The 22,219-nt window shown below is 67.8% G+C and carries 17 protein-coding genes; 10 read left to right on the top strand and 7 right to left on the bottom strand.

What is annotated here, in order from left to right; translation table 11 throughout:
* Window positions 1–49: 49 nt before the first annotated feature.
* The 5 genes from M673_RS16850 to M673_RS16830 all read left to right on the top strand — a co-directional run bounded on the left by M673_RS16850 (window position 50) and on the right by M673_RS16830 (window position 5,809).
* Window positions 50–1,111 carry an ABC transporter substrate-binding protein gene (locus M673_RS16850; RefSeq protein ID WP_374700930.1) on the top strand — a complete coding sequence of 354 codons (1,062 nt, stop codon included), beginning with the start codon at window positions 50–52 and terminating at the stop codon, window positions 1,109–1,111.
* Between the two features lie 303 nt (window positions 1,112–1,414).
* Complete coding sequence (locus M673_RS16845; RefSeq protein WP_061977911.1) at window positions 1,415–2,248, top strand: ABC transporter permease; 834 nt, start codon at window positions 1,415–1,417, stop codon at window positions 2,246–2,248.
* Window positions 2,245–3,069 (top strand): ABC transporter permease, encoded by an 825-nt coding sequence (locus M673_RS16840; RefSeq protein WP_061977398.1) that lies wholly within the window; start codon window positions 2,245–2,247, stop codon window positions 3,067–3,069. The genes M673_RS16845 and M673_RS16840 overlap by 4 nt, the downstream gene beginning before the upstream one ends.
* Window positions 3,066–4,193, top strand: a complete 1,128-nt coding sequence (locus M673_RS16835; RefSeq protein WP_061977396.1) for an ABC transporter ATP-binding protein — start codon at window positions 3,066–3,068, stop codon at window positions 4,191–4,193. The genes M673_RS16840 and M673_RS16835 overlap by 4 nt, the downstream gene beginning before the upstream one ends.
* A 161-nt stretch (window positions 4,194–4,354) precedes the next feature.
* Window positions 4,355–5,809, top strand: a complete 1,455-nt coding sequence (locus tag M673_RS16830) for an alkaline phosphatase D family protein (RefSeq protein WP_061977394.1) — start codon at window positions 4,355–4,357, stop codon at window positions 5,807–5,809.
* A gap of 43 nt (window positions 5,810–5,852) precedes the next feature.
* Here M673_RS16830 and M673_RS16825 read toward each other — a convergent pair whose 3' ends face one another.
* Entirely contained in the window at window positions 5,853–6,482 is a 630-nt protein-coding gene (locus tag M673_RS16825) for an RBBP9/YdeN family alpha/beta hydrolase (RefSeq protein ID WP_061977392.1), read from the bottom strand.
* 149 nt (window positions 6,483–6,631) lie between these two features.
* Window positions 6,632–8,404: an SLC13 family permease gene (locus tag M673_RS16820; RefSeq protein WP_061977390.1), complete on the bottom strand. Its 1,773-nt coding sequence runs from the start codon at window positions 8,402–8,404 to the stop codon at window positions 6,632–6,634.
* 115 nt (window positions 8,405–8,519) lie between these two features.
* Between M673_RS16820 and M673_RS16815 the strand changes: the two genes are divergently transcribed.
* The 3 genes from M673_RS16815 to M673_RS16805 are packed head-to-tail and all read left to right on the top strand — an operon-like array spanning window position 8,520 to window position 12,879.
* Window positions 8,520–11,900 (top strand): response regulator, encoded by a 3,381-nt coding sequence (locus M673_RS16815; RefSeq protein WP_061977388.1) that lies wholly within the window; start codon window positions 8,520–8,522, stop codon window positions 11,898–11,900.
* Window positions 11,897–12,286, top strand: a complete 390-nt coding sequence (locus M673_RS16810; protein ID WP_061977386.1) for a response regulator — start codon at window positions 11,897–11,899, stop codon at window positions 12,284–12,286. Before M673_RS16815 ends, M673_RS16810 begins: the two co-directional genes overlap by 4 nt.
* On the top strand, window positions 12,286–12,879 hold the full coding sequence (locus M673_RS16805) for a DUF533 domain-containing protein (RefSeq protein ID WP_061977384.1): 594 nt from the start codon (window positions 12,286–12,288) through the stop codon (window positions 12,877–12,879). The genes M673_RS16810 and M673_RS16805 overlap by 1 nt, the downstream gene beginning before the upstream one ends.
* On the opposite strand, the gene M673_RS16800 is transcribed toward M673_RS16805, so the two are convergent.
* Complete coding sequence (locus tag M673_RS16800) at window positions 12,857–13,285, bottom strand: CBS domain-containing protein (protein WP_061977382.1); 429 nt, start codon at window positions 13,283–13,285, stop codon at window positions 12,857–12,859. The genes M673_RS16805 and M673_RS16800 overlap by 23 nt on opposite strands.
* A gap of 196 nt (window positions 13,286–13,481) precedes the next feature.
* On the opposite strand from M673_RS16800, the gene glgX reads away from it, so the two are divergent.
* Window positions 13,482–15,755 (top strand): glycogen debranching protein GlgX, encoded by a 2,274-nt coding sequence (gene glgX, locus M673_RS16795; RefSeq protein ID WP_082639751.1) that lies wholly within the window; start codon window positions 13,482–13,484, stop codon window positions 15,753–15,755.
* Between the two features lie 428 nt (window positions 15,756–16,183).
* Here glgX and M673_RS16790 read toward each other — a convergent pair whose 3' ends face one another.
* Window positions 16,184–18,151, bottom strand: coding sequence for an AI-2E family transporter (locus M673_RS16790; protein ID WP_244493207.1), 1,968 nt, complete (start codon window positions 18,149–18,151; stop codon window positions 16,184–16,186).
* 355 nt (window positions 18,152–18,506) lie between these two features.
* On the opposite strand from M673_RS16790, the gene M673_RS24690 reads away from it, so the two are divergent.
* A complete protein-coding gene (locus M673_RS24690; protein WP_156421125.1) occupies window positions 18,507–18,683 on the top strand; it encodes a hypothetical protein in 177 nt (58 codons plus the stop codon).
* 103 nt (window positions 18,684–18,786) lie between these two features.
* On the opposite strand, the gene M673_RS16785 is transcribed toward M673_RS24690, so the two are convergent.
* The 3 genes from M673_RS16785 to M673_RS16775 all read right to left on the bottom strand — a co-directional run bounded on the left by M673_RS16785 (window position 18,787) and on the right by M673_RS16775 (window position 22,048).
* Window positions 18,787–20,397 carry a tripartite tricarboxylate transporter permease gene (locus tag M673_RS16785; RefSeq protein WP_061977378.1) on the bottom strand — a complete coding sequence of 537 codons (1,611 nt, stop codon included), beginning with the start codon at window positions 20,395–20,397 and terminating at the stop codon, window positions 18,787–18,789.
* A gap of 224 nt (window positions 20,398–20,621) precedes the next feature.
* Window positions 20,622–21,101, bottom strand: a complete 480-nt coding sequence (locus M673_RS16780) for a tripartite tricarboxylate transporter TctB family protein (RefSeq protein WP_061977376.1) — start codon at window positions 21,099–21,101, stop codon at window positions 20,622–20,624.
* Window positions 21,098–22,048 (bottom strand): Bug family tripartite tricarboxylate transporter substrate binding protein, encoded by a 951-nt coding sequence (locus M673_RS16775; protein WP_187301337.1) that lies wholly within the window; start codon window positions 22,046–22,048, stop codon window positions 21,098–21,100. Before M673_RS16775 ends, M673_RS16780 begins: the two co-directional genes overlap by 4 nt.
* Window positions 22,049–22,219 lie beyond the last annotated feature (171 nt).

Here is a 22,219-nt window from a genome sequence, read left to right as displayed (position 1 = left end):
CCGGACATTGAATCGCGGTGTTTCCATTCTGGCGGTCGCGTCCTTCGCGATGGCCGCCGCCGCGCCCGCCGCGCGGGCTCAGTCGATGGACGAGCTGGTGGCCGCCGCCAAGAAGGAAGGCCAGCTCACTACGATCGCCCTGCCGCACGACTGGTGCAACTACGGCGAGATGATCTCGGGCTTCAAGGCCAAGTACGGGATCGAGGTCAACGAGCTGAACCCCGACGCCGGCTCGGCCGACGAGATCGAGGCCATCAAGGCCAACCAGGGCAACACCGGCCCGCAGGCGCCCGACGTGATCGACGTCGGCCTGTCCTTCGGCCCGCAGGCCAAGACCGACAAGCTGGTCCAGCCCTACAAGGTCGCGACCTGGAGCGAGATCCCCGACGACGCCAAGGATGCCGACGGCTTCTGGTACGGCGACTATTACGGTGTCCTCACCTTCGAGGTGAACAAGGACATCGTGAAGGACGTGCCGCAGGATTGGTCCGACCTCCTGAAGTCCGACTATGCCAATTCCGTCGCGCTGGCGGGTGACCCCCGCGCCTCGGCGCAGGCGATCCAGGCGGTCTACGCCGCCGGCCTTTCCGCCAAGCCGAACGGCTCGGCCACCGAAATCGCCGATGCCGGCCTCGACTTCTTCAAGCAGCTGAACGCAGCCGGCAATTTCGTGCCGGTGATCGGCAAGCCCGCCTCGCTCGCGCAGGGCACGACGCCGATCATGATCCGCTGGGACTACAACGCCCTGGCAGGCCGCGACACGCTGGCCGGCAATCCTGTGGTCGAGGTCGTGGTGCCCAAGTCCGGCGTAGTCGCCGGTGTCTACGTTCAGGCGATCAGCGCCTACGCGCCGCACCCGAACGCCGCCAAGCTCTGGATGGAATACATCTATTCCGACGAGGGGCAGATCAACTACCTCAAGGGCTATTGCCACCCGATCCGCTTCAACGCGATGGCCAAGGCCGGCAAGATCCCGCAGGACCTCCTGGCCAAGCTGCCGCCTGCGGCCGCCTACGAGCGGGCCAAGTTCCCGACGCTGGACGAGCAGAACGGCGCCAAGGCCGAGATCACCACCAAGTGGGATCAGGTCGTGGGCGCCAAAGTCCAGTAACCCCAAACTTCTGAAAGGCCGCCGCTCGCCGGCGGCCTTTTCCCGTTCCGACCCCTCGGCTCTCGTGCCGGGCTGACGGGCGGGGAGCGGACATCGTTCCAACGGGCAGCTCTCGTCTTCCGCGTCTGATCGGAGGGGCGGGGGCGCCTTCGGCAAGATCGCGGAGTGGCCTTGGCATCGAGCGTCGGACTTCTTGAAGCGCCGCAGGGCGGAGCGGGCCCCGGTGGCCTCGGCCAAAGCGGCGCGGCCCAGGGGCGGGCAGGGGCCTCCGGTCCGCTGGCCGAGCGGCGCGCGCGCCTGTCCATGGCCTGGCTCGGCGTCGTGCCCTTCCTCCTCTTCGCGCTCCTCTTCCTGGTGGGGCCGACGCTCTATCTCATCATCGGTGCCTTTCAGAATCCGGCCGGCGAGTTCACGCTGGCCAATCTCACGGCTCTCTTCCAGCCGCAGATCCTGGCCGCCTACTGGATCTCGATCCGCATCAGCCTCGCCTCGGCCGGGCTCGGCGCGCTGATCGGCTTCTTCGTCGCCTATGCCATCGTGCACGGAGGGCTGCCGTCCTTCGTGCGTTCCAGCGTCGTCACCTTCTCGGGCGTCGCCTCGAACTTCGCCGGCATCCCGCTTGCCTTCGCCTTCCTGGCGACGGTCGGTCGGCTCGGCCTCGTCACCTGGTTCCTGAACGAGGCCTTCGGCATCAACATCTACCGGATGGGCTTCAACCTCCTCAGCTTCTGGGGGCTCACGCTCACCTATCTCTATTTCCAGATCCCGCTGATGGTGCTCATCATCGCGCCGGCGCTGGACGGGTTGAAGCGCGAATGGCGCGAGGCCTCCTCGATCCTGGGCGCCACCAACTGGCAATATTGGCGCATGATCGGCCTGCCGGTGCTGTTTCCCAGCCTTCTCGGCTGCTTCCTGCTCCTTTTCGCCAACGCCTTCGGCGCCATCGCCACGGCCTATGCGCTGACGGGCTCCTCGCTCAATATCGTGCCGATCCTCCTCTACGCGCAGATCCGGGGCGATGTGCTCTACAATCCCAATCTCGGCTATGCGCTGGCCTTCGGCATGATCGTCATCACCGGCTGCTCCAATCTTCTCTACATCTGGCTGCGCGCGCGCGCCGAACGGTGGCTGAAATGAAGCCGCGCCGCATCGTCTCCACCCTCATCGTCCTTCTGGCGGCCCTCTACTTCCTGCTTCCGCTCTGGGCGACCTTCCAGTTCTCGCTGTCCATGCTGCGCGGCACCTGGAGCTTCCAGGCCTACCGCGTCGTCTTCGCCGACCAGCGCTTTCAGGAAACGTTCCTGTTCTCGGCCGTGGCGGCGCTCGCCACGATCGTGATCGGCGCCGCGCTCGTCGTGCCCACGGCCTATTGGGTGCGCCTGCGCCTGCCGCGCATGCGGCCGGTGGTGGAGTTCGTCACGCTGCTGCCGCTGGTGATCCCGCCGATCGTGCTCGTCTTCGGCTATCTCCGGCTCTACAATTCCTCGTCTTGGCTGCCCTTCACCGCCACGGTGCCCGGCACCAACGTGCTGCTGGTCTTCGGCTACAGCGTGCTGGCGCTCCCCTACATGTATCGTGCGGTGGACACCGGCCTGCAGGCGATCGACATCCGCACGCTGACGGAAGCGGCCGAGAGTCTCGGCGCCAAGCGCGGCGCTATCCTCTGGAACGTGATCCTGCCCAATGTGCGCCCGGCCGTCCTGTCGGGCGCCTTTCTCACCTTCGCCATCGTGATCGGTGAGTTCGTGCTGGCCAGCCTTCTCAACCGGCCGGCCTTCGGGCCCTATCTGCAGAATGTCGGCGCCAACCGCGCCTACGAGCCGGCGGCGCTGGCGGTGATCTCCTTCCTCGTCACCTGGGCCTGCATGGTGCTTCTGCAGGTCGCGGGCGGTCGCGGGCCGGGTCGGCCCCGCGCGCGCCTGTTTTCCCTTCCCTTTCGCAAACGGGCCACGCCATGAGCTTTCTGAAGATCGAGGGCGTTCGCAAGAGCTTCAACGGCGTGCCCGTGCTGCGCGAGTTCGATCTGGAGGTCGAGCGAGGCGAGTTCATCTCCTTTCTCGGCCCGTCCGGCTGCGGCAAGACCACGATGCTGCGCATCGTCGCCGGCTTCGAGACGCCCAGCGCCGGCCGCGTCAGCATCGCCGGCGAGGACGTGACGGACACCCCGCCCAACGCGCGGCGCATCGGCATGGTGTTCCAGGCCTATGCGCTGTTTCCCAACATGAGCGTCGGGGACAATGTCGCCTTCGGGCTTAAGATCGCCGGCCTCGGCAAGGCCGAGATCGCCGCGCGGGTGGACGAGATGCTCGGCCTCATCAAGCTCCAGCATCTGAAGGATCGCTATCCCTACCAGCTGTCCGGCGGCCAGCAGCAGCGCGTCGCGCTCGCCCGCGCCATCGCGCCCAAGCCGCGTGTCCTCCTGCTCGACGAGCCGCTCTCGGCGCTGGACGCCAAGATCCGCGTGTCGCTGCGTGAGGAAATTCGCGAGCTGCAACGCGAGCTCGGCATCACCACCATCTTCGTCACGCATGATCAGGAAGAGGCCCTGTCCATGTCGGACCGGATCGTGGTCATGAGCGAGGGGCGGATGGAGCAGGTCGGCACGCCCTTCGAAATCTACAACCGGCCGCGCACGCGCTTCGTCGCCTCCTTCGTCGGCACCCTAGGCCTTCTGGAAGGCGAAGCGGCGCATGGCGACCGGGTGATCGTGGCGGGGCAGGAAATCCATGCCGAGACGCCGGGCGCCCAGCCGGGCAGCCGCGTCACGCTGGCGCTGCGCCCCGAGGCTCTGTCGCTCCAGGCCGGGCCGGACCGGCGCAACCGGCTGGAAGGCGAGATCGTCGACGTGGCGTTTCTCGGCTCGGTCGTGCGCATCCGCGCCCGCTTCGGCGCTAACGAACTTTTGATCGACACGTTCAACGACCCCGCCGCGCCTCCGCCGCCGCGCGGCGAGCGGCTGAGCGTCTTCTTCTCGCCCGACGACGTGCAGTGCCTGAACGCCGAAACCGGCGCCAGCCACCGCCCGCTGCCCGGCGGCCTCGCCCGGAACGAGGCGGCACGGAGCCTTTCGCCCATTCTCTAAGGGACTGTTTGACAACGCGTCGGGCCGACCCGACCGAGTTGTCAAACGGGCTCTGACCCTGCAACCAGCGCGCTTGGTGTGGGCGCGCTGCCCTTGCATCCGCCCGCCGACTTCCGACATTGGGAGCCGGCAAACGAGCCAGGGCGGCGAAGGGGATTCTCTTGACCGGACATGACGGAAAGACCGGCCTTGCGGCAGGGCCGATCCTTTTCGCGCGCGGGGCGGACGAGCACGGAGCCCGGATGGCGGCGGTCGCCGTCACGCGCCAGGGCGATCCGGCCCCGGTCTTCGAGGCGCCCGGCGGGGCGGCGGGCGAGCCGGTTCGACTCGGCGCGCTGTTCGGCCACGAGGTCTGGCGCAGCGATCTCCGGCTTCCCCTGTCGCCGACCGCCGCTTATGGCGTGAACGGCGGGAGCTTTCGCGTCGCCACCGACATGAGCGGCGACCTCGCGGTCGGCTTCGTGTCCTGCAACGGGCAGGAGCATGACGACGAGGCGCGCTCGCACGAGGATCGCGACGTCATGTGGCGCCGGTTGCAGAGTGAGCACGCACGTCGGCCTTTCGCGCTTCTCCTCCATGGCGGCGACCAGCTCTACGCAGACGAAGCCATCAAGGCCCATCCCGAGGTCGAACGCTGGGGCGAGCTGCCCAACGAGGAAAGGCCCGGCGTCGCTTGGACGGCGGAGATGGAGGAGGCCGTTCGCTCCTACTTCTTCCGCCGCTATCTCGACCTCCTGCGCCAGCCGGCGGCGGCCGCGCTCTTCGCCGCCGTTCCCTCGCTGATGATCTGGGACGATCACGACATTTTCGACGGTTGGGGCAGCCATCCGCCCGGTTTGCAGGAGAGCCCGGTGGCGCTCGGCCTGTTCGCGGCGGCGCGCGAGATGTTCCTTCTCTTCCAGCTCGGCGCCGCCGACGGCCTGCTGCCGGAAACCTGCCCGGACCGGACCGGGCGGAGCTTCACGCAAGGGGCGCATTTCCCCGGCCTGTCGGTTCTCCTGCCGGACCTGCGCTCCGAGCGCCGGCCCGACCGGGTCATGGGCGAGGCGGGCTGGGCGGCCTTCGAGGCCACGTTGACGGCGGCACCCGAGGGTGCGCGGCGCATCGTCGTTTCCAGCGTGCCGGCGCTCGGCCCGCGTCTCAGCCTCGTGGAAGCGCTGCTCGACTTCTACCCCCGGCCGCAGCAATACGAGGACGATCTGCGCGACCAGTGGCAGAGCCGGGCGCATCGGGCGGAATGGCGGCGCTTTCTCGCGCTCATGGAAGGCGAGGCGGTCTGCCGCCGCTCGCCCGTCACCATCGTCTCGGGCGAAATCCATCTGGCGACGCGCGGCACGATGGATCTTCGCGACGGCAGCCAGCTGCACCAGCTCGTCGCCTCCGGCATCACCCACCCCAAGCCGCCGCGCGCCATGGCGATCGGGCTGGGGCTCCTGTCGCGGCTCGGCGAATCGCCGCTCAAGGGCCGCAAGATCCGCCTGCGCCCCCTGCCGGGCCAACGGCCGGTCTACACGGCCGACCGGAACTATCTCGTGGTGGAGCGTCAGGCCGGCGCCTGGCACGCCGTCTGGGAGCTGGAAGAGCACGGGCGCACGCCGGCGCTCGCGCTGGGCTGAAGGCGGCGGGTGGGCTTTCCCGCCCACCGTCGGCCTCGGTGGCTTACCCGCTCGACGCCATGTTGACGCCGAACGAGAAGATCGGCGCGTGGGCGACGGAGGAGAGGCTCGGGCCCGCCGCATGCGGCCCCTCGTGATCCCAGCCGTTGGCGAGGTCGCGCGCCAGCGTCTCGCCCTCGGGCCAACGCCCGAAGCCGCTGGCCGGGTTGATGTGCCCGGCATGCCCGAGATCGATGAAGCCCGAGCCCCAGGCGCCCGCGTAGGAGCGCGCGGTGGACAGGCTCATAAACGGATCGTCCCGCGAGGCCACCACCACGGAGGGGAAGGGCAGGGGCGCGCGGGGGATCGGCGCGAAGGACAGGAAGCGCGGGTCGCCGCGCGCCATCCGGGCGGTGTCGGCCGGCGCCACCAGAAGCGCGCCCGCCACATGCTGGGCCGAAGGTCGCGCGGCCAGATGCGCCACGAGCACCGCGCCGAGGCTGTGGGCGACCAGCACGGCGCCGGGCGCTGCCGCTAGGTGCGCCTCCAGCGTGTGCAGCCAGTCTGTGAGGATCGGGTTCTCCCAATCCTCCTGTTCCACCAGGAGCGCGTCCGGGTCGCTTTCCGCGAGATGGCGCTGCCAATGTCCGTTTTCGGAGCCCCGCCAGCCGGGAACGACGAGAATGCGAGCCATGGGTTGCCTTCCCTCCAGGGACGCCGCCGGGGCGGCGGTCCGTTTCTGCCGCAGAACCTAGCGGCGGGAAGGGGCTTTTCCGAACAAACCCATGCTGAATTCGCGAGCTATCGCGAACGGCGGTTCCCCCAAAGCTCCGTGCGGCGACATCACACCGCCACCGGCCAGAAGAAGGCGATGAGCGGCACGCCGACGAAGAGAACGATCAGCGACAAGGGCAGGCCGAGGCGCCAATAGTCGCCGAAGCGATAGCCGCCCGGCGCCATGACGATCGTGTTGCACTGGTGGCCGATCGGCGTGAGGAAGTCGCAGGCCGCGCCCAGCGCCACCGCCATCAGGAACGGGTCGGGATTGAGGCCGAGCCGCTGCGCCAAACTGCCCGCGATCGGCCCCAGCATGAGCACGGTCGCGGCATTGTTGAGGAAGGGCGTCACCGACATGGCGAGCAGCGTCACCATGAAGAGCGAGGTGAGAGGCGAAAGCCCGTGCAGCGCGGTGGACAGCCAGCCGGCGATGAGGTCCGTTCCCCCCGTGGTCTGGATCGCCTCCGACAGGGGGATCAGCGCGGCCAGGAGCACGATCACCGAGGCCTCCACCGTGGAATAGGCCTCGTGCATGCTCATGACGCGCAGGAGAAGCAGCACCACGGCGGCGCCGAAGAAGGCCGCGACCGCGCTGACGAGCCCGGTCGCCGTGAGAAGCATGGCGACGGCGAGCACGCCCAGCGGAATGAAGGAGCGCCGGTTGCGCCCGAGTACGATGGAGCGCTCGGCCAGCGGCAGGATCTTCAGCGCCGCCAGGGCTTCCGGCACGGTCTCGCTGGTGCCCTTGAGGACCAGCACGTCGCCCTCGCGCAGGCGCAGCGAATGGAGACGCTGGCGGATTTCGGTTCCCGATCGGCTGACGGCGAGGATCGTCACGCCATGGGCGGAGGGGAGCGAAAGCTTGGCGATGCGCGAGCCGACCATGGGCGACTGGGGCGTGACGACGCCCTCCACCACACTTTCGCTTTCGATGTCGCCGGCCTGCGTCGTCGGCTCGCCCGTGAGGCGCAGCCCGGCGCGGGCGACGGCGCGCTCGATACCCTCCGGCTCGCCCACCAGAAGAAGGTCGTCTCCCTCGCGGATCAGAAGGTTCGGGGTCGGCTCCAGCCGGCGAAAGCGCTCGCGGATCACCGTGCGCACGGCGATGTCGCCGTCGGCCGCCGCTTCGAGATCGGCCACCGTCCGCCCCGAGAAGGCCGAGCCTTCCGGCACCTGCGCTTCCGCCGTGTAGGCGTCGAGCGCGAAAGCGTCGCCGGCCGCGCCCGCCGGCTTGCGCTTGGGAATGAGGTTGGATGCGAAGCACAGGAAGAGAAAGCCCACCGCGACGACGCCGAGGCCGACCGGCGCATAGTCGAACATGGCGAAGGGCTGGCCGGTGATGTCCTGGCGAATCTTCGAGACGATGATGTTGGGCGAGGTGCCGACCAGCGTCACGAGGCCGCCGATCAGCGAGCCGAAGGCCATGGGCATGAGAAGCTGCGAGATCGAGGTGCCGCTCTTGCGCGAGACCTGCGCGGCGACGGGCATGAACATGGCGAGCGCGCCGACATTCTTGGTGAACATGGCGAGCAGCGTCACCGCGCCGACCAGCACCATGACCTGCCGCTGCGGCGTCTTCATGAAGGGCATGAAGGGGCGCATGATGTCCTCCACCACGCCCGAGCGCGCGATCGCCGCGCTCACCAGAAGCGCGGCCACGACGATCACCACCACGTCGTCCGAGAAGCCCGTGAAGGCCGCCTTGACCGGGACGATGCCGGTCACGACGCCCGCCAGGAGGCCGGCCAGCGCGATCAGGTCGTAAGGCAGCCGCCCCCAGACGAACCCGGCCACGGTGAGGCCGACAAGTCCGAACGCCAGGGCTTGATCGAGTGTCATCAGGGGAACTCGCGACAAAATTGCCGCCGGGGGCGCCCGGCGGCTGAACGAAAGGAGGGACGATGCGTTGTTCCGCCCGTCGCGCAGGTGTTTCGCCCGCGTCCGGGGGACGACGATGATCAAGAATGGCGTCGGAAGCGCATCCGACAATGACACCGGCCGCAAACGCATGGACGGCATGGGGCGGACGGGGCTGACGGCCGCCGTGCTTCTGGTCCTGGCCATCGCCGCCTTCGGCTGGACGGTGTGGCAGACGCGGATGCGGGACGTGCGGGTGACCGCCAACACGGAGGTCGGAACCCAGACTGAACGCTTCCTGTCGATGATCGTGACGCTGGAAACCTCGGCGCGCGGCTTCGTTCTGGGCGGCACCGAAGTCTTCCTGGAGCCTTATCGCCTGGCCGAAGCCGGGCTCGACGCGCAGCTCAACCGGATGGGCCAGAACTGGGAGGCGGCGGGCGCCGACCCGGCCCGGCTCCGGCGCCTGACCGAACTGACGGCGGCCGAGCGCGCCTTCGAGGCCGAGGTTGTGCGCCTGCGCACCGACGGGGGCTTCGAGCCCGCCGCCGAACTGGTTCGCTCGGGCCAGGGCCGGGAGGTCATGGACCAGATTCGCGCCGAGGTCGCGACCGTTCAGCGCAATGCGCAGATTCGAGTCGATCAGGCCATGGCGGCCGGGCGGCGAACCGACCTCATCTCCAATCTCGCCTTTCTTCTCGCCATCTCCTCGGCCGCCGCGCTCGCCATCCTGGCCTTTCGCCGGCAGATCGAGGGCCGGCGCAACGCCGATCTTCTCAGTTCCGTCATCAGCAACGCGCCGATCGGCACCGCCTTCGTCTCGCGCGACCTGACGCTCGGGCGCATGAACGCCGCCTTCGGCGCCGTCTCGGGCGAAGGCGGCCTTGCTCCGAAGCCGGGCGCGAACGTGCTGGATCTCTTCCCCGCCGACCGAAAGCGCCTGTCGCGCCTGTTCGAAGAAACGCTGCGGCGCGGCGCGGTGCACAACGACGTGGAACTGCGGGTCGGCGAAGGGGAGGACGAGCGCGTCTATCTCGCCAGCCTCTACCCGCTTCATGCCGAAGGGCGCCGGGCGGGGCCGGAGGTCGTCGGCGCCGGCGTCGCTCTCGTCAACGCCACCAAGCGTATGCGCGCCGAAGCGCGGCTCGCCGCGTCCGAAAGCCGCTTCCGCTCGCTGATCGAGGCGACATCGGCCATCGTCTGGTCGGTGCCAAGTTCCAGTCGCTTCAGCGGCGAGCAGCCGGGCTGGGCACGTTTCACCGGCCAGAGCGAGGAAGCCTACAGCGATTTCGGCTGGATCGACGCCCTCCACCCGGAAGACCGGCAGCGCTCGGCCGACATCTGGAACGAGGCGGTGAAGTCCAAATCGGTCTACAAGATCGAGCACCGGGTGCGCCGCTTCGACGGCGAGTGGCGGGACATGATCGCCCGCGCGGTGCCGATCTTTGGGCCCGAGGGCGACATTCTGGAATGGATCGGCACCCACACCGACATCACCGACCAGAAGCGCACGGCGGCCGAACTCGGCGAGACCAACGAGCAGTTCCGCGCCATCGCCGATAACATTCCCCAGTTCGCCTGGACCGCCAGTTCGAACGGCGAGATCTACTGGTACAACCAGCGCTGGTTCGACTACACTGGCGCCACGATGGACGAGATGAAGGGCCTCGGCTGGACCAAGGTCCACCATCCCGACCATCTCGAACGGGTGCGCCAGGGGCTGATGCAGCGCTTCTCCGAGGGGCAGCCCTGGGAGGACACGTTCCCCCTGCGCGCCGCCGACGGCTCCTATCGCTGGTTCCTCAGCCAGGCGATCCCGATCCGCGACGAGGAGGGCGTGATCCGGCGCTGGTTCGGCACCAACACGGACGTCACCAGCCAGCGCGAGGCCGAGGACGAGCTGGCCGCCGCCAAGGAGACGGCCGAGAACGCCAACCGCGCCAAGTCGCAGTTCATCGCCAATATGAGCCACGAGCTGCGCACGCCGCTCTCGGCCGTCATCGGCTATGCCGAGATGCTGGAAGAGGAGGTCGAGGATCTCGGCCACGAGCATCTCCTGTCCGACCTGAAGAAGATCGAGGGCAATGCCCGCCATCTCCTCAGCCTCATCAACGACGTGCTCGACCTTTCCAAGATCGAGGCCGAGCGTATGGACATCTTCGCCGAGACCTTCGAGACCGGCACGGTGATCGACGAGGTGGCCTCCACGGTCGGCTCGCTCGTCGCCAAGAAGAACAACCGCCTCGTGGTGGAGCGTGAGGGCGAGCTGGGGCCGATGCACACCGATCAGGTGAAGCTGCGCCAGTGCCTCATCAACCTCCTGTCCAACGCCTCGAAATTCACCGAGAACGGCGTCATCACCCTCCACGCCAAGCGCTCGGCGGGCGATGGGCGCGACTGGATCACCTTCGAAGTGTCGGACACCGGCATCGGCATGACGCAGGAGCAGGTCGGCCGCCTGTTCGAGCGCTTCGCGCAGGCCGACAGTTCCACCACGCGCAAGTTCGGCGGCACGGGCCTCGGCCTTGCCATCACCCGCGCCTTCTGCCGCCTGCTCGGCGGCGACATCGGCGTGCGCTCCGAGCCCGGCGCCGGCACGACCTTCACCATCCGCATTCCCGCCGAGGTGGAAGTGCCTCCGGAAGAGGCGGAGCTGACGGCGCCGGTCACGATCGGCGAGGCGACGCCGCACGGCGCGGCGGGTCTGGTCCTCGCGATCGACGACGATCCGCATGCGCGCGAGCTGATGATGCGCTTCCTCAGCAAGGAAGGCTTCTCGGTCCGCACGGCGGCGGACGGCCTGAGCGGGCTGGAAATGGCCCGGATGCTCAAGCCCGACGTGATCCTTCTCGACGTCACCATGCCCAAGATGGACGGGTGGACGGTGCTGACCGAACTGAAGGCCGACCCGGAGCTGACGGACATTCCCGTTATCATGATCACCATCATCGACGAGCACAGTCTCGGTTTCGCCCTCGGCGCTTCGGACTATCTCCTGAAGCCGGTGGAATGGACCAAGCTGAAAAGCGTCATGACGCGCTACCGCACGCCCGATAATTCGTTGGTTCTGGCGGTGGACGACGACGAGGACGCGCTTCAGCGCACCGCGACCCTCCTGGAGCGCGAGGGGCTGGACGTGGTGACGGCGGTGAACGGGCAGGAAGGGCTGGAGCGCGTCGCCGTTCAAAAACCGGGCCTCATCCTTCTCGATCTCGTCATGCCGGTGATGGACGGGTTCGGCTTCCTCAACGCGCTGCGCTCGCGCCCCGAATGGCGCGACATTCCCGTGCTCGTCCTGACCTCGAAGGACCTCACCCGCGAGGAGTTCGAGCGGCTGCAGGGACAGACCTCCCGCATTCTCATGAAGGGAGATGTCGACCTTCGGGAGCTTGCGGGCCAGATCCGCGTTATGACACGCAAGACACCGAGCGAAGCTCTGCCCGCGGGGCAGGAATCCGAACTGGAGCCCATCCGATGACCCGTATCCTGCTGGTGGAAGATCACGAGGAAATCTGGGACTTCCTGTCGCGGCGCCTGCAGCGCCGGGGCTACGAGGTCATTCTCGCCCATGACGGGCAGGACGGGGTGGACAAGGCCAAGGTCGCCGCGCCCGACATCGTGCTGCTCGACATGAACCTGCCCATTCTCGACGGCTGGACGGCGGCCCGCACCATCCGCGCTGACCCCTCCATCCCCCGCATCCCGATCATCGCGCTCACCGCCCATGCCATGTCGGGTGACCGGGAAAAGACGCTGGCGGCCGGTTGCGACGACTATCATGCCAAGCCGGTCGATTTCTCGCGCCTGCTCGGGCAGATCGAGGCGCTGCTGCCGGCCACCGCGACCGAGGCGGCGGCGCAGTAATGGCGTTCGGCTGGCTTTGGCGTTTTGCCGGCCGCGCCGCCGGCCCGCGCGACGGGCAGGGGCTGGCGCTGGAGACGATCCTCCCGGACACGGCTTTGGCGACGCTCGCCGAGCCGCTGCCCCTCCCGCAGTCCATGCGCCGCCAGCGCGCGGAAACGCTGAAGGTTCTCTCGGCCAAGCTTCTGGGGGCGCATCTGGCGAACCGCCACCAGATCTCCTACCCGCTGACGATCGACTTTCGCACGCTGGCCGGGGCGGAGCGGGATTTCCTGGTGGATGTCGCAGCCGCAGCGGCGATGGCCGGCGGCGGCGGGGAGGTGGCGCTTGCCGCCGCCGAAGCGCGGCTCGCGCGGCGCGGGGCGGATGAGGCGGTTCTGGAGCGCTTTCGCGCCTCCGCCGCCGCGCCTTTGTCGGTGAACGTCCTCGTCGCCGGGGCGCAGGCGAGCGACCGGGCCGCCCATGCCTATGCCGTCTCGCTTCTGGCGGCCGGCTCGCGGCAGGCTGCCGGCCAGCTTTATCTCACGTATCTGGCGGCACGCCTCGGCCTGTCGCAGGAGGTGGTCGGCAGCGTCAACCGCCGCTATCGCGACTGATCTCGGCCAAGCCGTTCTGCACGACGTCGGAATCCAGAAGCAGCTTGCGGGAGAGATCGGCCAGCGTCACCCAGCCGACGACCTTGCCGCTCTCGCTCCGCACCGCCAGCCGGCGCACATGGTTGCTGGCCATAAGGTCCATCGCCGCGCCGAGACTGTCGCCTGGGTGGCAGGCGATCACCGGCGTCGACACGATCTCGCGCGCCGAAACCTGCGCGGGGTGCAGGCCCCGCGCCACGACGCGGAAGAGAATGTCGCGATCGGTGACGACACCCAGCAACTCGTCGTCCGAGCCGACGGGCAGCGCGCCCACGTCGAGATCCCCCATAATGACAGCGAGGTCCGAGACGGCATCGTCCGGTGCGGCATATTCGACATGCCGGGTCATGACGGCTTCGATCTTCATGGATGGTGTTCCCCCTTGGCCATTCCTGCCGCGCCTCAACGCCGCAGCCCGCGAAGAGTTCAGGCCGAACCCGAGGTTGGACGATCGCATTCGCCTTCAGCGAAAAATCGTTCCATCCAAGGCGCGGAACCAAACCGCGCTTCCCGCCTTTCCTCGCTCGCAGTCTTCCTCCTGACGCGAGTTATCGTCCGTGAACATCCAAAACACGACAGCTTCCCTGCTGAAGAGCCTTCCGCGCGCCGGGCGCGGCGGCACGCGGGTCGAGGCGGGCCAGCCCTTTCCCCGAGGCGCGACCTGGGATGGGTTCGGCGTCAACTTCGCCCTTTTCTCGGCCAACGCCACCAAGGTCGAGCTTTGCCTGTTCGACGAGACGGGCGAGAACGAGCTCGAGCGCATCGTCCTGCCGGAATACACGAACGAGGTGTTCCACGGCTATCTGCCGGATGCGCGCCCCGGCCAGGTCTATGGCTACCGGGTCCATGGCCCCTACGAGCCCGAGAACGGCCACCGCTTCAATTACAACAAGCTGCTGCTCGACCCCTATGCCAAGCAGCATGTGGGCGAGCTGAAATGGGACCACGCGCTGTTCGGCTACACGATCGGCCACCCGGACGGCGACCTATCGTTCGACGAGCGCGACTCTGCGCCCTTCGTGCCAAAGAGCCAGGTCATCGACCCCGCTTTTACGTGGGGCACCGAGACCCGCCCGAACGTGCCGTGGGAACGGACGATCTTCTATGAGACCCATGTGAAGGGCTTCACGCAGCGCCATCCGTCCGTGCCGGAGCGTGATCGCGGCAAGTTCTCCGGCCTCGCCCATCACGACGTCGTTCGCTACATCCAGAGCCTCGGCGTCACGTCGGTCGAGTTGCTGCCGATCCACGCCTACGTGGACGACAGCTATCTCGTCGAGAAGGGTCTGCGGAACTACTGGGGCTACAACACGCTCGGCTTCTTCGCGCCCGATCCGCGCTACATGGGCTCGCCCTTCGTCAACGAATTCAAGGAAATGGTCTCGACCTACCACCATGCGGGTCTCGAGATCATCCTCGACGTCGTCTACAACCACACGGCCGAAGGCAACGAGAACGGGCCGACGCTCTCCTTCAAGGGCATCGACAACGCCTCCTATTACCGGCTCATGCCGGACAACAAGCGCTACTATATCAACGACACCGGCACGGGGAACACGGTCAACACCTCGCATCCCCGCGTCATGCAGCTGGTGATGGACTCTCTCCGCTACTGGGCCGGCGAGATGCATGTCGACGGCTTCCGCTTCGACCTCGCCACCATTCTGGCGCGCGAGCCGCACGGCTTCTCGGAGGAGTCCTCCTTCCTCCACGCCACGATGCAGGACCCGCTGCTCACCCGGGTCAAGCTCATCGCCGAGCCCTGGGACTGCGGTCCGGGCGGCTATCAGGTCGGCCGCTTCCCGCCGGGCTGGGCGGAGTGGAACGACGGCTATCGCGACACGATCCGCGCCTATTGGAAGGGCGAGCAGGGCAAGATCCCGGCCGTGGCCTCCAAGATTTCGGCCTCGGCCGATCTCTTCGACAAGCGCGGCCGCCGGCCGTGGGCTTCGGTGAACTTCATCACCGCCCATGACGGTTTCACGCTGCACGACACGGTCTGCTACAACGACAAGCACAACGAAGCGAATGGCGAGGACAATCGCGACGGCCATTCGCACAACCTCTCCTACAATTACGGCGTGGAAGGGCTGACGGACGATCCCGCCATCAACGAGGTCCGCTTCCGCCAGCTGCGCAACTTCTTCACGACGCTGCTCTTCTCGCGCGGCACGCCGATGATCCTGGCGGGCGACGAGTTCGCCCGCACGCAGAACGGCAACAACAATGCCTATGCGCAGGACAACGAGATCGGGTGGGTCGACTGGAACGTCACCGAACAGGGCGTCGAACTCGCCGAGTTCGTCCAGAAGCTCATCATGCTGCGCCAGTCGCTGCCCATGCTGCGCCGAGGCCGCTTCCTGCATGGCACGTTCGACGAGGAGATCGGCGCCAAGGACGTGACCTGGATTTCGCCCTCCGGCTCCGAGATGCAGGACGGCGAATGGCAGGATGCCGGCGCGCGCTGCTTCGGCCTGCTGCTGGACGGCCGCGCGCAAGCGGAAGGCATCCGGCGCCTCGGTGGCGACGCCACGATGCTTCTCGTCCTGAACGCGCATGACGACGTGGTGAACTTCAAGCTTCCCTCCGCGCCCGGGGGCAAGCGCTGGGTCTCCATCATCGACACCAACCTGCCGAACCGCAGCGAGCTCGCTCACTTCGACTTCGGCACGGACTACATGGCGACGGGCCGCTCGTTCCTGGTCTTCCTTCTGGAGCCGGAACAGAACGACGACGTTTCGGACGCCGCCCACCAAGCCTTCGCCCATGTGGCGGAAGCTTTCCGCAAGTCGGCGGTGGACCGGGTCCATTTCATGCGCCCCGAGTCGCAGGACTGATCTCGTCCGAGATTCGAGACTTCTGGAAAGGCCGCGCTTTCGAGCGCGGCCTTTTTCGTTTGGGGGCGTGGTTTCGGACGGCCTGAAAAGAAGTGATGCCCTGGGTCTATAGTGGATGGGAGTCAGCGGCCTCGTCGCCATCCTCCCTGACGTCGGCGGCTGTCAGGCCGGGCGGAGGCAGAGGTGCCGAGCATGGACCTGTTGAGACTATTACCGTTCAAGCCACCGCGTCGCGCTCCACGTGGCCCTGAGTTCAGTCGGACGCGGCGCGCTTGAGGGATTGCCGCCCCCATACGAAAAAGGCCCATCCGTTGGGATGGGCCTGATCGCGTTTGAAGATTTCGTCCCGCCAGCGCGGGCGGGTCTCAACTCCAGTCCTCTTCACGCACGCCGAAGCGGATGCGATCCCGCACCCGCTTGAGCGCGCCTCAGAGCGCCACGGCGGCGGCTTCCGGTTCCACCTTATTGCCCGGTCGTTCGGGGCGCGGGGCGGGGCGGGGTTCGGGCGCCTGCGCCATGCGCTGGCCGGACATTTCGAGGGCCGCGGCCAGCGCCTTGTTCAGCGTGGTCACCAGCGCGTCGGCATGGACGCGGCGCTGAAGCTCCTGAAGCATGGCGGGGTCGCGCTGGCGCCAGATGCCGATCATGATGCGCGCCTTGGGCGCGACGCGATGCACCGCGCGCACCGCCTGGCGAAGATGGACGGTCGACAGCGGCTCGATGAAGGACAGGACGACGAGCGCCACGCCTTCCGCATCCTTGGCGGTCGGCGGCTTCTCGCGCAGCTCCGACAAGGCGATGTGGCGTGCGCCGAGCCCGTGCCGCTCCAACACCTGGGCGAGCATGGTGGTAACGGCGGCGTCCAGCGCATTGTTGCCGGACAGGCAGATGACGGGTGTCTGCCCGCGCCATTCCGGCGCGAGATCGCCCTTCCGCTGCACGATGCGCGTCACCTCTTGGTCGGGGCCGACCGCGTCCACGGCCGCCGCCGCTTCCGCCGTCAGGTGCGCCTTGCGGCGGCGCTTGGAAGGGTTGATCGTGCCGACCTCGCGCACCAGTTCGAGCGTCGCCGCGCGCAGCGTTTCCAGCCGCTCGCCCTTCACCGCGAAGCGCGCCACGTCCTCGTGCGCGATGCGCAGCCCGTCCAGCGCCACCTCGTCGTAATAGGTGGCGAGTTCGCGCTCGCGCAGGAACTCGCGCGCCTGATCGGCCGCTTCCTGCGGCGCGCCGGCCAGCATGCGCTGGTAGAAGATCTGAGCCGGCAAAAGCGCCGGCCGGTCGCCGAACATCACGTCGATAAAGGCGAGGCGCGGCACGTGCCGGCCCATAACCACGAGGCAGATGGTGAGGGGCGTCGCCAGGATCAGGCCGATCGGGCCCCAGAGCAGCGCCCAGACCGTCGCTGCCAGAAGGATGGCGACCGGCGAGAGGCCGGTGGAATGGCCGTAGAGCACGGGCTCCACGACATTGCTGAGCAGCGCTTCGGCGCCGAGATAGAGAACTGCCGTCCAGATCAGCATGGACCAGCCGGGATCGACCGCAAAGGCGAGCAGCATGGGAAGGCCGGCGCCGACGAAGCCGCCGACATAGGGAATGAAGCGCAGGATGCCGCCGAGAATGCCCCAGAGGATCGGGCTCGGCACGCCGAGGAGCCAGAGGCCGAGCGCGGTCATCGCGCCGAAGGCGGCGTTCACGCCCAGCTGAAACAGAAGCAGCTTCGAAAGGCGCTTGGCTGCGTCGTCGATCGCCGCCGTGGTCTGTTGCAGGTCGTCCGTGCCGGCAAGGCGTATGAAGCGGTTTCTGAGATCCTCCCGCTGGAGGAGGATGAAGATCGCGAAGATGATGACGACGCCGAACGTGGCGATGGGCGAAAGAAGCGGAATGGCGACGGCGCTCAACGTGGCGAAGACGCTGCCGTTGTTCTCCACCGTCACCGGAATGGGCTTGGGCTGGTTGGCGTCGGCCTCGGCGGGGGCAGCGAGCTTCTGGATGTCCGCTGCCATTTCTTCCAGCGCCACGGCGGCGCGGCTGAACGGCCCGTTGCCCTCGGCCTGGGCCGATTCCGATAGGGAGCGCAGCTTCTGCTCCACCGTTACCCGGTAGGACGGGATTTCGCCGACGAGGCCCGTCACCTGTGTCGCGATGAGGAAGCCGAGCGCGAGGATCACCACAGTCGCGGCCAGGATGGCCCCGGACATCGCCAGGATGCGCGGCACGCGGTAGCGCTGCAGCTTGATGACGATCGGCGCCAGGATGAAGGACAGAAGAATGCCGAGCGCGAAGGGAACGAAGATTTCGCGGCCGAGATAGAGGATGGAGGACACCGTCAGGATCAGCACCGTCACCGCAAGGGCGGTGAACAGCGGAAGCGCCTTCTTGAGCATCTGCGACGTCACGATATCCAAGGCAGCATCCTTTGCTCGCACGCGAATTTGTTCGCAGCGTCGACCGCGCCCAATGCACGGGCGCGGTGGAGGTTCCGTCGCACGGGCGAAAACCAAGGAGCCCAGTACCCGGCGACGCCTGCTCGGGGCGAGGAAACGTCCGTTCAACCGATTTAAGGAATGCGCTGGAAGCATGAGACGGTCACATCGGACCATGTGTAAGGCCGAAATTCTGGCAGCCGAGCGCAGACAGTTCAGCATCCAATCCACAAGCCATGCTTTGATGCATGGCTCCCCATCGGCTTTGGCTCTTCAAAGCAAGGGTGCGAAGGCTCATCTTCGGTGCAACAGATCGAGGACGAGACCGATGACCCAGACCTCCCGCATCCGCACCTTCGGCCGCCAGCTGCGCGGCATTGCCGGCACGATCGGTGGCGCTGCTGCCTGTGCCGCCGCCGCCGAAGCGGGCCGCAGCCCCAGCCGCGCCGCACTGACGGCCGTGGGCATCGACCCCGAGGCCTATTACGGCATCAACCGCAAGTAAGCTGGGGCGAGGGCGGGACCCTCCACTCCAAACCGGTCATGAAAAAACGGCAGCGCCACGAGGCGCTGCCCTTTTTCGTTGCGGGCTCCCGGATCGGGAGCGATCAATCCTCGTCGGAGGCCATGGCCGCCAGGAGCTTGCCCCGGCCCCGGGCGCGCAGGATCATCGGCACGACCAGCGCGAGAAGCGCCAGCGTCAGAAGCGTCACCGCCAGGACCGAGTGAACCAGCACGCTCGGGTCGCCCTGGCTGATCGCCAGCGCGCGGCGCAGCTGCTGCTCGGCCATGGGGCCGAGGATGAGGCCGACCACGACCGGCGCGATCGGGTAGCCGAAGCGGCGCAGCATGTAGCCGAGCAGGCCGAACAGGAGCAGCATCCCGAGTTCCACCGCCGAAGGATTGGCGCCGATGCAGCCCAGCGTCGCAAAGACGAGGATGCCGGCATAGAGCCAGGGGCGGGGAATGGTGAGAAGCCGGACCCAGACGCCGATCAGCGGCAGGTTGAGTACCACCAGCATGAGATTGGCGATGAGCAGGCTGGCGACCAGGCCCCAGACGATCTGCGGCGAGGTGATGAAGAGCAGCGGGCCGGGCTGGAGGCCGAACTGCTGGAAGGCGGCGAGCATGATCGCGGCGGTGGCCGAGGTCGGCAGGCCGAGCGTCAGGAGGGGCACCAGCGTGCCGGCGGCCGAGGCGTTGTTGGCCGCTTCCGGTCCCGCCACGCCCTCGATCGCGCCATGGCCGAACTCTTCCGGGTGCTTGGAGAGGTTCTTTTCCATGGAATAGGACAGGAACGTGCCGATCTCGGCGCCGCCCGCCGGCATGGCGCCGATCGGGAAGCCGACTGCCGTGCCGCGCAGCCATGGCTTCCAGGAGCGCTTCCAGTCTTCCTTGGTCATCCAGAGCGAGCCCTTCACGGCCTGGATCGTGTCGGGCGTGCGACTGGCGGCGGCGGCCACCACCAGCGCCTCGCCGATGGCGAAGAGCGCGACGGCCAGCGTCGTCACCTCGATGCCGTCCAGAAGATTGGCCGAGATGCCGCCGAAAAAGGAGGAAAGCGAGGCCCAGACCGCGTGCAGGGGCGCGGCCGGATCGGCGGCGAGATCGCGGAAGTACTTGGCGACGGGCGTCAGCGTCAGGCGCGCCTGGCCGGTCTGCAGGTCGATGCCGACGAGGCCAAGCGTCAGGCCGAGCGCGAGGCTGGTCAGCCCGCGCAGCGCCGAGTCGCCGAAGGCGGCCGAAACGGTGACGAAGGCCAGGATCATCAGCGCGAAATACTCCGCCGGCCCGAAGGACAGGGCGAAGGAGACGATGACGGGCGCCAGAAAGGCAAGGCCCAGCGTCGCGATCAGGCCGGCGACGAAGGAGCCGATGGCGGCCGTGGCGAGCGCCGGTCCGCCTCGGCCCGCTCTCGCCATCTTGTTGCCCTCCAGCGCCGTGATGATCGAGGCGCTTTCGCCCGGCGTGTTGAGCAGGATCGAGGTGGTCGACCCGCCATACATGCCGCCGTAGTAGATGCCGGCGAACATGATGAGCGAGCCGGCGGCGTCGAGCTGGTAGGTGACGGGCAGAAGCAGGGCCACCGTCAGCGCCGGGCCGATGCCCGGCAGAACGCCGACCGCCGTGCCCAGCGTCACGCCGATCAGGGCGTAGAAGAGATTCATGGGCTGGGCGGCCGTGAGCAGGCCTTGGCCCAGAAGGGCGAATGTATCCATCGGCTGAACCAATGCGACGAGGAAGGGGCGAACCGCGGCGAGGCGGGGCGGAAGCGGGCCGTCCGGTGGGGCAGGCCGGATTTCTGTCCGGCTTTTGCCGCAGCCGGGCAGCGGGTCTTTGCAGGGTCGGCGGGACGCCGGCGTCGCGGGCGACGTGGGCGTTTAGCCGAGCCGCCTTTGCCGGTCGGGTGGCAGGCGCGCCGCCCGGCTCTTATGCCTTTGCCTTAGAAGAACAGGCGCTCCAGCGGGCCGGCCGGCAAGGACAGGCGCAGGACCTGCGAGAACAGAATCCAGATCGCGAAGCTGATGAGGATGCCGAGCGGCACCGAGACATGCAGCTTGCGCTTGCCGAAGGCGCGCGCCGTCGCGGCGAAGAGAAGCCCCGTCGCGATGGAGAAGCCCGCCGTGTTCAGGAGCACGAGCTGCGCGGCAAGGCCTCCCACGATCCAGAGAACGGGCTTGCCCTCGTCATGGTCGCGCTCGGGAAACTGGCCGCGCCAGGCTTCCACCATCGTCCAGATCGAAAGGGCGATCAGAACGGCGGAGATGACATAGGGAAAGGTGGCCGGCCCGATGCGCGCATAGGTGCCGCCGCCGACATTGCGCGCATCCCAACCGACCAGGAGGCCGAGAACGCCGAGCCCGATGCCGATGGCAAGCGCCGCCCTGTCGGGGCGGCGCGCGGGAGCGAGCGGGGCGCTCACTGCTGGACGAGGCCGATCGCGGTCAGCACCTGCTTGGTGTCCGCGATGTTCTTGGCGAGTTCGGTCTTGAAGGCGTCGCCGGCCAGGAACGTGTTCTGCCAGTTGTTGCGCTCGAGAACCGCCTTCCACTCCGGCGTGCCGACCATCTTCTCAAGATTGGCGGCGAGCGCGGCGGTCTGATCGGCGGAGACGCCGGGCGCGGCGGCGACCATGCGCCAGTTCTGCAGCGCCATGTCGATGCCCGCTTCTTTCAGCGTCGGGGCTTCCGAGCCGGGCACGCGCTGCTCGCCGGTCGTGGCGAGAAGGCGCAGCGTGCCGGCCTTCACCTGGGCCTCGAACTCGCCGTAGCCGGAAATGCCGGCCGCGACCTGCTGGCCGAGAATGGCCGCCAGCGCCTCGCCGCCGCCCGAGAAGGCGATGTAGTTGATGCCCTTCGGGTCGGCGCCCACGGCCTGGGCGAAGAGGCCCGCCGCGATATGGTCCGTGCCGCCGGCCGAGCCGCCAGCGATGGCGACGGCGCCCGGGTTCTCCTTCATCGCCGCCGCGAGATCGGCGATCGTCTTGTAGGGCGAGGAGGCCGGCACCACGATCGCCTCGTCCTCGCCCGTCAGGCGCGCCACGGGCGTCACGTCGTCCAGGCTGACCGGCGAGTTGTTGGTGAGGATCGCGCCCACCATCACGTAGCCGCCGACGAGAAGCGCGTTGGGATTGCCGGACTTGGTGGAGGCGAACTGGGCGAGGCCGATCGTGCCGCCGGCGCCGGGAACGTTGACCACCTGCACGTTGCTGGCGAGCTTGGTTTCCTGAAGCACGTTCTGCATGGCGCGGGCGGTCTGGTCCCAACCGCCGCCGGGCGAGGCCGGCGCCATGATCTCGTAGGCGGGCGCGCTCTGCGCAAAGGCCGAGGTGGAGGCGAGGGCAAGCGCGACGAAGGCGCCGAAGACCATGGATTTCATCGGTGTTTCTCCCAAAACGAAAGGCCGCCGAATGGGGCCGGATGTTCTTGGGCCGGGCTCGTGCGCGGGGCACGAGTCGCGAGGGAAAGACAACGGAAACGAATGGGGATCGACCGGCCGCAAGAATGTCCCTCCAGACATTCGAGCGGCGCGAAACGCTGC

The organism is Aureimonas sp. AU20 (assembly GCF_001442755.1).
GTDB lineage: Bacteria > Pseudomonadota > Alphaproteobacteria > Rhizobiales > Rhizobiaceae > Aureimonas.
Note: the sequence above shows the minus strand (reverse complement) of the source record. Positions and strands in the feature narration are given on the sequence as shown.